The organism is Streptomyces verrucosisporus (assembly GCF_017114865.1).
Classification (GTDB): Bacteria; Actinomycetota; Actinomycetes; order Streptomycetales; family Streptomycetaceae; genus Streptomyces; species Streptomyces fenghuangensis.
In genome coordinates, this window is sequence record NZ_JADEYH010000002.1 from 488781 (window position 1) to 500179 (window position 11399).

Annotated in this window: 9 protein-coding genes; 7 read left to right on the forward strand and 2 right to left on the reverse strand. The window is 75.0% G+C overall.

Annotation, left to right across the window (positions count from 1 at the left end; all coding sequences use genetic code 11):
* Positions 1-23: 23 nt before the first annotated feature.
* The gene (locus IQ279_RS05255) at positions 24-2051 is read left to right on the forward strand and encodes a CocE/NonD family hydrolase (RefSeq protein WP_206347087.1); all 2028 of its coding nucleotides are present in this window, start codon (positions 24-26) and stop codon (positions 2049-2051) included.
* Between the two features lie 76 nt (positions 2052-2127).
* Here the strand turns inward: IQ279_RS05255 and IQ279_RS05260 are convergent, their stop codons facing one another.
* Positions 2128-2745 (reverse strand): DUF4352 domain-containing protein, encoded by a 618-nt coding sequence (locus tag IQ279_RS05260; RefSeq protein ID WP_206347088.1) that lies wholly within the window; start codon positions 2743-2745, stop codon positions 2128-2130.
* 188 nt (positions 2746-2933) lie between these two features.
* On the opposite strand from IQ279_RS05260, the gene IQ279_RS05265 reads away from it, so the two are divergent.
* From IQ279_RS05265 to IQ279_RS05285, 5 genes are all read left to right on the forward strand, one after another.
* A complete protein-coding gene (locus IQ279_RS05265; protein ID WP_206347089.1) occupies positions 2934-4106 on the forward strand; it encodes an N-6 DNA methylase in 1173 nt (390 codons plus the stop codon).
* Positions 4107-4273: 167 nt separating this feature from the next.
* Positions 4274-4963: a hypothetical protein gene (locus IQ279_RS05270; RefSeq protein ID WP_206347090.1), complete on the forward strand. Its 690-nt coding sequence runs from the start codon at positions 4274-4276 to the stop codon at positions 4961-4963.
* On the forward strand, positions 4960-6375 hold the full coding sequence (locus tag IQ279_RS05275; RefSeq protein WP_206347091.1) for a serine/threonine-protein kinase: 1416 nt from the start codon (positions 4960-4962) through the stop codon (positions 6373-6375). Before IQ279_RS05270 ends, IQ279_RS05275 begins: the two co-directional genes overlap by 4 nt.
* Before the next feature lie 179 nt (positions 6376-6554).
* Positions 6555-7538 carry a glycosyltransferase family 2 protein gene (locus tag IQ279_RS05280; RefSeq protein ID WP_206347092.1) on the forward strand — a complete coding sequence of 328 codons (984 nt, stop codon included), beginning with the start codon at positions 6555-6557 and terminating at the stop codon, positions 7536-7538.
* A 31-nt stretch (positions 7539-7569) separates the two neighbouring features.
* Positions 7570-9018: a polysialyltransferase family glycosyltransferase gene (locus IQ279_RS05285; protein ID WP_206347208.1), complete on the forward strand. Its 1449-nt coding sequence runs from the start codon at positions 7570-7572 to the stop codon at positions 9016-9018.
* 208 nt (positions 9019-9226) lie between these two features.
* Here IQ279_RS05285 and IQ279_RS05290 read toward each other — a convergent pair whose 3' ends face one another.
* A complete protein-coding gene (locus IQ279_RS05290; protein WP_307792216.1) occupies positions 9227-10432 on the reverse strand; it encodes an acyltransferase in 1206 nt (401 codons plus the stop codon).
* 300 nt (positions 10433-10732) lie between these two features.
* On the opposite strand from IQ279_RS05290, the gene IQ279_RS05295 reads away from it, so the two are divergent.
* The gene (locus IQ279_RS05295; RefSeq protein WP_206347093.1) at positions 10733-11383 is read left to right on the forward strand and encodes a SurA N-terminal domain-containing protein; all 651 of its coding nucleotides are present in this window, start codon (positions 10733-10735) and stop codon (positions 11381-11383) included.
* Positions 11384-11399 lie beyond the last annotated feature (16 nt).

Here is an 11399-nt window from a genome sequence, read left to right on the forward strand (position 1 = left end):
CGGGGAGAGGAGGTGGTCCGGCCGTGCGCCATGTGACCAGCCTGCCGTACGCGATCAAGGAAGAGGAGCACGTGTGGATCCCGGTCTCCGACGGGACCCGCCTGGCGGCCCGGATCTGGCGGCCGGTCTCCTCCGACGGCGAACCGGTGCCCGCGGTGCTGGAGTACATCCCCTACCGCAGGCGCGATCTGACCTCGGTGCGCGACTCGATCCACCACCCCTACATCGCGGGCCACGGCTACGCCTGCGTGCGGGTGGACATCCGCGGCACCGGCGAGTCCGAGGGGGTGCTGCGCGACGAGTACCTGGAGGTGGAGCAGACCGACGCCGAGGACGTGCTGGCCTGGCTCGCCGAGCAGCCCTGGTGTGACGGGCGGACGGGGATGATGGGCATCTCCTGGGGCGCCTTCGCCGCTCTCCAGGTCGCCGCCCGGCGTCCGCCGAGCCTGGGGGCGATCGTCATCTCCTCCTTCACCGACGACCGGTACGCCGACGACATGCACTACATGGGCGGCTGCCTGCTGTCGGACAACCTGGCCGAGGCGGGCACGATGTTCGCCTACGGCACCTGCCCGCCGGACCCGGCGCTGGTGGGCGAGCGGTGGCGCCGGATGTGGCTGGAGCGGCTGGAGAACACCCGGCCGTGGGCGCTGGAGTGGCTGCGCCACCAGCGGCGCGACGACTACTGGCGGCACGCCTCGGTCTGCGAGGACTACTCGGCGGTGAACGTGCCGGTGCTGGCCTCCAGCGGCTGGGCGGACGGCTACTCCAACGCCGTCACGCGACTGCTCCGGAACCTGGACGTGCCCCGCAGGGGCCTGATCGGGCCGTGGTCGCACAAGTACCCGCACCTGGGGCAGCCGGGCCCGGCCGTCGGCTACCTCCAGGAGGTGGTGCGCTGGTGGGACCACTGGCTCAAGGGCGCCGACAACGGGGTGATGGAAGGGCCGATGCTGCGTGCCTGGATGCAGGAGAGCGTGCCGCCCTCGACCTCGTACGAGGAGCGGCCCGGCCGCTGGGTGGGCGAGCCGTCCTGGCCGTCGCCGCACATCACCCCCACCGTGCTGCCGCTGGGCGCGCACCGCCTCCACCGGCCGGAGGAGGAGCCCCGGGAGGCGGAGCTGACGGTGCAGTCGCCGCTGTCGGTGGGCCAGTTCGCCGGCAAGTGGGCCTCCTACAACGCGCCGCCGGACCTGCCCTACGACCAGCGCGAGGAGGACGGCGGGTCGATGGTCTTCGACACCGAGCCGCTGGCCGAGCGGGTGGAGATCCTGGGCGCGCCGAGCGTGGAGCTGGAGCTGTCGGTGAGCGAGCCGGTGGCGATGGTCGCGGCCCGCCTGTCGGATGTGGCCCCCGACGGCCGCGCCACCCGCGTCACCTACGGGCTGCTCAACCTCACCCGGCTGGGCGGCCACGAGGCGGAGCCCGCGCCGCTTCAGCCCGGCCGCCGCTACCGGGCGACGGTGCAGCTCAACGGTGTGGCGCAGGCCTTCCCGCCGGGCCACCGCATCCGGCTGTCGCTGTCGACCTCGTACTGGCCGCTGGCCTGGCCGCCGCCGTGCCCGGCGCTGCTGAGCGTGTACGCGCCCGGCAGTTCCCTGACCCTGCCGGTGCGCCCGGTGGCGGAGTCCGACGAGGTGGCCGGGGAGCCGTTCGGCGAGCCCGAGGGCGCCGAGCCGGTCCGCACCCGCCAGGTCGAGCCGCCCGAGCAGCGCTGGGAGGTCTCCCGGAACCTGGTGGACTACGGGTCGGCACTGGAGATCGTCAAGGACGGCGGGACGGTCCACTTCGAGGAGATCGACCTGGACGTGCGCCGCCGCGCCTACGAGCGCTACGACTCGGCGGCCGACGACTTCACCTCGGTCCGGGGCGAGTCGCAGTGGACGATGGAGTTCTCGCGCGGCGACTGGAACGCACGGACGGTGACCCGCACGGTGCTCAGCTGCACCGAGGAGGAGTTCGTGGTCGACGCCACGCTGGACGGGTACGAGGGGGAGCGCCGGGTGTTCTCCCGCACCTGGAACGAGACGCTGCCCCGCGACCACGTCTGACCGCGTGCCTCCGCTCCCTTCCGGGCCGGGTCTCCCGGGCCGGAAGGGAGCGGAGCCGGGGGCCGGGGAGCGGGGCTCAGAGCTTGAGCGACCACTGGGCCGGCTCCGTGGTGAAGTCCAGCAGATCGACCTCGACGTCGAGGTTCCCGGCGCTGGCCGGGGCGTCGAAGGCGAACCGCGCGGTGGCCTTCTTGCCCGGCAGCAAGTTGCCCTCGAAACCGGAGCCGATCTCGTCGTCGAAGACCTGCTCGGCCTCCACGCCGTTCTCGCCGGCGCGGGCGGAGAGGGCGATCAGGCCGATGTCGGTCTTCTTGTCGCCGGTGTTCTCCAGGGTGACGGTGATCTGGTGGGCCTTGTTGCCCTCGGTGTGGCCGAGGGCGTACTCGCCCGGGGTGTAGGAGGACGCCTCGGAGACGGTGATCTTCAGGCCGCTGCTGTAGGAGGCGGTGTCGCCCGCGGACAGCGGACCGTCCCCGCGCTCCTGTCCGGCCTCCGCGCCCTTCCCGCCCTCGGAATCCTCTGCGTCCTCGGCGCCCTTGGAGTCCTGGCCCTTCGTGTCGCCGCCGGACGAGGCCTTGGTGACGGTCGGCTCCTCGGCCGCCCCGCAGGCGGTCATACCTCCCGCGGCGAGGACGGCGACGGCCGCGGCGGCGATCAGACGCTTGCGGGCGGTGCGGGACTGCTGTGCGGGCATGCGAGAACCTTCCGGGCACGCCGGGCCGGGCGGCCCGGACCTTCGAATCGGTGCGACCACTACAGCAAACCTTGTGAATAGAGTCAACCGACATAGAGTTGTCAAGTGAAGTCAACTCTTGTTGTAACCGTCCGGGCTGTCACGTCACGAGCCCGCCCGGGCGCTCGGCGCGGGGAGGAGCCGGCCCGATGGCGGACGAGACGACACAGGCCACCGCTGCCGCTCGGCCGGCCGGGGACGAGCACCCACCGCGCGTCCGCGGCGGTCCTCTCCGGGCAACGTTGCGTGAGCGGGCCTGGCAGGAGATCGCCGCCGCCCCCGGCGGAGCCGCCGCCGCCCTGGTGCGCGCCGGTGAGGAACTGCTGCTGGGCGGCGGGCGGCCCGTTCCCGGCCCGCTCGGCGAACTCGCCGGTGAGCTCGGGGCCGCCGGGGCGTACTCCTTCCTGCTCGACCGCCACCTCGATTGCCGCCTCGGCCCCACTCCTCGCGGGGCCGCCCACGCCCCGCCCGGCACCGCCGGGCTAATGGCCGCCCTGGCCGGCCCTGCGGCCACCGTGCTCGACCCCGTCTGCGGGTCCGGTGCCCTGCTCGCCGCCGCCTTCGGAGCCGGCGGCCGCACCCGGCCCGCACGGCTGTGCGGTCAGGAGACGGACCCGTGCCTCGTTCGGCTTGCCGCCCTCCGCCTCGCGCTGCTCGGCGCCACCGCGCAGGTGCGCATCGGCGACGCCCTGCGCAGCCCCGCCCCGAGTGCGGACGGCCCCGGCGCGCTCGTGGACGCCGCGCTCTGCCGGCCGCCGTCCGGCGAACGGGACTGGGAGTGCGAGGAGTTGGCGTACAACCCCCGCTGGGAGTACGGACTGCCCGCACGCGCCGAGTCCGAACTGGCCTGGGCGCAGCACTGCCTGTCCCGGCTGCGACCGGGCGGCACCGCCGTGCTGCTGATGCCCCCCGCCACCGCATCCCGGCGCACGGGCCGCCGGGTGCGCGCCGCCCTGCTGCGCCGGGGAGCGCTGCGCGCGGTCGTCGCGCTGCCCGCCGCGGCCGCACGCCCGGGCGGCCCCCCGCCGCACCTGTGGGTGTTGCGCAGGCCGGGCGGACCGGAGGGAGCCCCCGCGGCCCGGCTCCTGCTCGTCGACGCCGGAGCCCGCCACCGGGCCGGGGAAGGGCACCGGACGCCGCCCCGGGAGGAGCCGCACCGCATCGTGCTGGATGCCCGGCGGACCTTCGAGCGCCACGGAGGGGTTTCCGGGGAACCCGGCGTCAGCGCCTGCGCCGCCGTCATCGGCCTGCTCGACGAGCACGTGGACGTGTCGCCCGGCCGGCACCTGCACGCGGCCGGGAAGACCGCCGCCCCGGGGTGAGGGCCCGGGCCGGGGGCCGGGCCGGAAGCCGCCCGCACCGCCGCGCCACGGGCCGGGACGCGGCCGGGCATCGGAACGGTATCGGCCCGCGAACACCGGACCGTACTGTCCGCGGCGGTGTATACCCTTCGCACCGAACGACGTCGCAACAGGGAGTCAGAGCGCTGATGTACGGTCCGCCGGCCACCCCGCCCTCCGCACCGTCCCGCCGCGGACCCGGGGCCGGGGGCATCGCGCTGCGAGTGCTCTTCGCCTCCTTCCCGGTGTGGTCGCTGGGGCTGCTGGCCTGGGTCCCGTCGCTGCGCTTCGCGATCATCCGCAGAAGGCCCCTGGACTGGGCGGTCCTCGCGGTGAGCGTGGTGCTGACCGTTGCCTACGTGGTGCTGCTGGTCAACGTCCCCGAGAGCGAGCCGGGTGAGGACGGCACGGCGCAGGCCGGGGCCGGTCTGTACATATTCCTGCTCATCGTCGGCTCCGTGGTCCACGCCGTCCTCGGCGACCGCTTCCCGCGCGACCCCGCCCCGGACCGGGCGGCCGCGTCCGTGCCGGGCGCCCCTCTGCCGGGCGGCCCCCACGCATCCGCCCACCCGGCCCCGCCCGCCCCCCGGTCCCCCGGGTTCGCCGACGCGCCCACCGCCTACGGCCACCCGCGCCCCCCGGCGTACGGCTACCCCCAGCAACCCCAGCCCCAGCCGCAACCCCAGCCCCAGTCCCCGCCCGCACAGCCTCCGCAGTCGCCGCGCATGCGCCAGGTCGCCTCCGAGCTGGACGAGCTCGGCGAGCTGCTGCGGGGGCGCGACGGGCACGAGGACGGACACGGCGGAGGGCACGGCGGCGACGGGCGGTACGGCCGGTGAACGGACGCCTGATCTCCGGCCGCTACCAGCTGACCGAACCGCTGGGGCAGGGTGCCATGGGCCAGGTCTGGGGAGGCCAGGACCTCGGCCTCGGCGGCCGCCGGGTCGCCGTGAAGCTGATGCACTCCGGGCAGGTCGCCTCCCTGTCCGGCGGTACGGACCCGGATGAGCTGCGCGAGCGGTTCGAGCGCGAGTGCCGCGTCACCGCCCAGATCGACCACCCCGGCCTGGTCGCCGTCCACGACGCGGGCCGGGACGGCGACGAGCTGTACCTGGTGATGCAGCGCCTGGAGGGCAGCGACCTGCGCGACCACCTCGCCGAGCGGGAGCCCTACCCGCCGCAGTGGGCCGTGGCCGTCGCCGCCCAGATGTGCTCGGCCCTGGCAGCCGTGCACGAGGTCGGCATCGTCCACCGGGACCTCAAGCCGGGCAACGCCATCGTGCGGCCCGACGGCCGGGTGGTCATCCTCGACCTGGGTGTCGCGGCCGTGCGGTCGGCCGGGGACACCACCCGGCTGACCCGCACCGGCTCCCTCATCGGCACCCCCGTCTACATGGCGCCCGAGCAGGCCATGGGCGGCAGCCCCGTCGGCCCCCGCTCCGACCTGTACGCGCTGGGCGTGCTGCTGTACGAACTCCTCACCGGCCAGGTCCCCTTCAACGCCCCCGAGCCGACCGGGCTGCTGTACAAGAAGCTCCACCACACGCCCCCGCGGGTGCGCGAGCTGCGCCCGGACGCGCCCGCCGAGCTGGACGAGCTGGTGTGGCGGCTGCTCGACAAGGAGCCCGACGGGCGCCCCGCGGACGCCCACGAGGTGTACGCCGCCCTCGCGCCGCTGCTGCCCCGGCCCGGTCAGGACGGCCCCGCCCCGCCGCTGGACCCGACCCGCCCGTTCCGCCGGCCCATGGCCCCCTGGCCGCCGCGTGGCCGGGCCGCGGGCCCGCCGCCGGCGCCGGGCCCGGAGCCCACGGTGGTCGTACGGCCCTCCGCGCCCCCGCCCGGTCCCGGAGCCGGGCCCGTGTACGGCACCCCGCCGCCGTCCGCCCCCGGCTCCCCCGCCGGTCCCGGTCCCGCCCCCGGCTTCGGACCGCCCCCGCCGCCGGCCGATCTGGGCGCCACCCTGGAGGAGGTCCGCACCCTGCTCTCCTCCGGCCACTACACGCGCGTCGCCGACCTGCTCGGCGACGCCCTTCCGGCCGCCGTCGCCGAGCACGGGGCGCACTCGCCCGTCGTCCGCAGCCTGCGCAAGCAGTACGCGGCGGTGCTGCTGGACACCGGCCAGTACGCGCGGGCGCTGCCCGAGATCAGCCGGCTCGCCCAGGAGTACGCCGCCGAACGCGGCCCGTACGACCCGGTGGTCGTCCAGCTCCGCCAGGACGAGGCGCTGTGCCTGGAGCGGCTCGGCCGCTGACCGGGGCGGCCGGGCCCGGTCGGGAGGCCATCCACCGGGCGTACGTTCAGAGTTCACCCGGGTGTCCCCTCGAAGGCACCCGGTGTGACCGGCACGTGACTACCCTCCGCCCGAGGGGCCGGCGGCCGTGGACCGCGGGCGTCCGGCCCGCCGCCCTGTCCGCAGCGTCTGGAAACCACGTGCCGAAGCTCTCAGTGATCGTCCCCTTCCACAACGTCCAGGAGTACGCGCAGGACACCCTGCGCAGCCTCGCGGCCAACGCGCGACCGGGTACGGAGTTCGTCCTGGTCGACGACTGCTCCACGGACGCCACCGCGGAGATCCTCGACCGGGCCGTGAACGACCTGCCGCGCGCCCGTCTGGTGCGGCACGAGGAGAACCGGGGGATCGCGCAGGCCCGCAACACCGGCATCGAGGCCGCCGAGGGCGAGTACCTGACCTTCCTCGACGGCGACGACTGGTACGCGCCCGGCTATCTGCGGGAGCTGCTCCACGCCGCCGAGGAGCTGGACTGCGACTTCGTGCGCACCGACCATGTGCAGTCCACCGGACGCGACCGCACCGTCAAGCGGGCCCCGGCCCGGCGGCGGGACGCGGTGCTGAGCACCAGGGACGCCATCGCGCCGGCCGAGATGGAGACGATGGTGGACTACCCCTTCGTCTGGGCCGGGATCTACCGGCGCGGCCTGTTCGAGACCGGCGGCGACGGCCTGGGCATGCGGTTCACCACCCATCTGCGCACCGCCGAGGACCGCGTCTTCACGTGGCAGCTCCACCTGCGGGCGAGGACGTTCGCGACGGTCGGCCTGCTCGGCGTCTTCTACCGGCGCGGGGTCACCACCTCGCTGACCCAGATCCGTGACGCCCGGCAGCTGGACTTCATACCGGCCCACGACCTGATCCTGGCCGAGGTCGCCGCCGACCGGGAGGCCGAGCGCTTCCTGCCCAAGATCGTGCGGACCTACTGCGCCATGATCGCCTTCCACGCGGCGAACGCCCACCGCTACGAGCCGGCCGCCGCGCGGCGGCTCAAGCACGAGTCGGCGGCGGCGCTGCGCCGGATGCCGCGCGAGGTGCTGGAGCGGACCCTGACGTCGATGGACCACGAGCGCGCCAGAACGCTGCGGCGGCTGCTGGGCGGCACGGCACGGAAGGCGGCCTGACATGGCTGGCACCACGGACATCACCGGCGCCATGGACACCGCGGACGCCACCGGCGGGAGCGGAAGCGGCGCGGGCGGGGGCACCCGCGTCCAGATCTTCGAGGTCTCCACCCTCTACGGCGCCGCCACGCTCGCCGCCGCCCTGGACGCGGGCCTGTTCGGGCCGTGGCACCGGACGCGGCGCGTACTGCTGGTCTCCAACAACGCCGAGGTCCCCGAGACCGCCTCCCGGCTGGACGGCATGCGAGGCTGGCACCGGCTGGCCGCCCGTTTCGACCGGGTGATCGACTGGAACGACGCCATCCGCCCCCACCACCCCAGCACCTGGGGCCCGGCGGGCAGAGACTGCCCGCTGTGGGAGCGGATGTTCCGCGCGAGCTGGGGCCTGGGCGACGGGCCGGTCGACCTCGTCGTGGAGTCCGTGCACGTCAGCCCGGCGAGGGCGCTGGCCTCGATCTTCGCCGGCGCCTCCGTCCACGTCTACGCCGACGGCCTGATGAGCTACGGCCCCACCCGCGAGAAGCTGCCGCAGGCCCTGGCCTGCCGCGTCCAGCGGCTGCTCCACCTCGATCTGGTGCCCGGCCTGACGCCGCTGCTGCTGACCGAGTACGGGGTGCCGTCCGAACTGGTGCCGAACGGGGTCTTCCGCTCGGTCCTGGACGAACTCGACGACGCCGCCGGGGGGGACGACGGCCTGGACGCCGAACTCGACCCGGACGGCGAGGGCATGCCCACCGCCGTACTGCTGGGCCAGTACCTGGCTGCACTGGGCATCCTCACCGCGGACGAGGAGGAGGCGCTGCACGAGCGGATGCTGCGCGGCGCCGCCGCGGCCGGGCACCGCACGGTCCTCTTCAAGCCCCACCCCACCGCGCCCGCCCGCTACTCCAGGGTGCTGGAGAAGGCCGCCGCCGACACCGGGGTACGGCTGGTGGTGCCGAAGCGGCCGATGCTGGCCGAGACCGTCTTCCGGCGGTGCCGCCCGAAGCTGGTCGTGGGCTGCTTCTCCACCGCGCTGCTCACCGCCTCCGCCCTGTACGGCGTGCCCGTCGCCCGGGTGGGCACCGGGCCGCTGCTGGACCGGCTGACGCCGTACCAGAACAGCAACCGCGTCCCGCTGACGCTCGTCGACGCCCTCGTGCCCGATCTGGAGGCACCGGGGGAGGGGAAGGGCCCGCGCGGTGAGGTGGTCACCGAGTCCGCGGAGGCGGTGCGGCGGGCCGAGCCGCTGGTGCGGGCCGTCGGGTACTGCATGCAGGCCGAGCGCTACCCCGCCCTGCGGGCCGAGGCCGAGGAGTGGCTGGCGGCCCGTCTGGACGACACCACGGTCCGCTACTTCAAGCGGCGCCGGCTGACCGCGCTCGGCCTGCCCGGAGGGCTCGCGCCCGGCCTGGTGCGCCGTCTGCCCGGCAGTGACCACGCGCTGCGCGCCGCGCGCCGGGTCAGGCGGGCTGCGGCCGCCCGCGCCCGCGGGAAGTGAGCGGCCCCGGTGTCCGGAGCCGGACCACGGCTCCGGACACCGGGGCTCCGGATACCGGGCCCGTGCTGACGTGCACCGCGCCCGATGAGTGTCCGAGCCGCACCTGAACCGCGCCCGGACAGGACCGCGGACCACGCGCTGTGAACCGGCGCGGGGGCCGGGCCGGAACCCGCCGGGGCTCCGGCCCGGCCCCGTGGTCCCGTGCCGGCTAACCCAGATACCTGCGCAGCCCCAGCCGCCCCCACAGCAGGCTCGCGCCGAACGACACCACGACGGTGGCGGCCAGCAGCACCACGAACAGCGGCCCGGCCACCGCCCCCGGCACGTCCGCGGAGACCAGCGGCTCCACGATCGCCGAGATCACCATCACATGCACCATGTAGGCGCCCAGCGCCGCCCCGGCCAGCTTCGACAGCGACGGGATCCACCGGTCCGGCACCCGCACCCGGGCGACCATGAGCAGCACGCAGCCGGTCATCACGGCGACCAGGAGGTGCGCGTTGGGGATCACGTAGTGGACCCGCGTGTGGTACCAGAGCACCCCGGCCATCGTCAGCGCCATCGGCACCGCCCACACCCACCGGCGGCCCGCCAGGCGGCCCAGGGCCCCGGCCGGGAGGGCGAACAGCATCGCGCCGCCCAGCGCGTACGCCACCTGGTAGACGCCGAAGCCCCAGCCGAAGCGCGGCAGGTCCCAGCCGGTCCACCGCTCCAGGTCGCCCATCAGGGAGGGCGCCGACGCGAGCACCAGCAGCACCGCGCCCAGGCCCCACGGCCGCTTCCCGGCCCGCACGAGCACCACGAAGGCCAGGGCGGCGATCAGCGGGATGTAGGCGTACATGAACCACAGGTGGTAGGCGGGCCGCACCGAGCCGAACAGGGCCTCCACCGCCAGCCGCGACACCGGCCCGTCGTTGGTGCCCCACGCCCGGCCCCACAGCAGGTACAGGGCCGTCCAGACGAACAGCGGCACCGAGTTGCGCACGATCCGCCGCCACATGCGGCGGCTGTCGCGCGGCGGCGCGCCGACCAGCACCGCCCAGCCCGCGATGGCGAAGTACATCGGCACCGCGAACGGGTTGAGCGCCTCCACGACGTGCCCGGTCCAGTAGGCGCCGGGCCCGTTCGCCTCCTGCCGGCCGACCGCGGCGATGAACACCCCGCCGACGTGGCCCAGCATCACCGCGACCGAGCAGATCAGCCGCATCAGGTCGATGTCGTGCCGGTGCTCGCGCGGCGCGGGTCCCGCGGCGGGCTCCGCGGCGGGCTCGCGCCCGGGAGCGGGGGAGGGCGGGTGGACGGCGGGCGCCGGGACCCCGGGGAGGGCCGCTTCCCGCGTGAGGTCGCTCTGCCCGGAGCCCGCGCCGGCGTCGGGGCCGCGCTCCGGGGACTGCACGGCTGTTTCGTTGGACACGGAGGCCACTCTCGGGCACCCGGGTGTACGGAGCGGTAACGACCGGCGAACACTGCCCGAGCCGCCCCCCCCCGTCCCGCCCCGCCACCCCGCACGTCCTGCGGCCCGTCCCGCCGCCCGGCCCCGGGACGAGCGGTACGTATCCCCCCGGCCGTCCGCTCGTTTGCCGAAACAGTGCCGAAACGGTGGTGGGAGTCACGCCGACTGCCTAGCATCGATCATCGCCGGGACGGCATTGCACAGGTGTTCCCCCCAGCACCGTCCACACCATCCGTTCCACAGCCGCACTCAGGAGGCTCAATGTTCCGCCGCAGGACCTCGCTCTCCCTCTCAGCCGCGGTGACGGTGCTCATCGCGGCGCCGCTGCTGACCGCGTGCGGCAGCGAAGCCCACCCGGGTGCGGCGGCCGTCGTCGGCGGCGAGCGGATCACCATGGACCAGGTGCAGTCGCAGGTGCGGGCCGTACGGGCCGCGCAGGGCGAGTCGGACCGCAGCGCCGAGCTGGTCCGGAACACCGAGCAGCTCACCCGCGGTACGGTCGGCTCCCTGGTCTTCGAGCGGGTGCTGGAGCGGGCCGCCGACGACGCCGGGGTGACGGTCGACCGCGGCGAGGTCCAGCGGGCGCGCGAGGAGGCCGAGCGCAACGTGGGCGGCCCCGAGCAGCTGGAGGCGATGATGCTCCAGCAGCGGGCCGTGGCGCCCGACGAGATCGACCAGGCGGTGCGCTCCCAGCTGCTGGTGCAGAAACTGGCCGGGAAGCTGGGCGCCAACCTCCAGACGCCGCAGGGCCAGCAGGAGATCACGCGGGCGCTGACCGAGGCCTCCGAGAAGCTGGACGTGACCGTCAACCCGCGCTTCGGCGCCTGGGACGACGAGCAGATCACCCTGACCGACGCCGAGGAGCCGTGGATCAGGAACGTCTCCAGCCCCGAGCCGCAGCAGCCCGCCTGACGGCCGCCTCCGAACC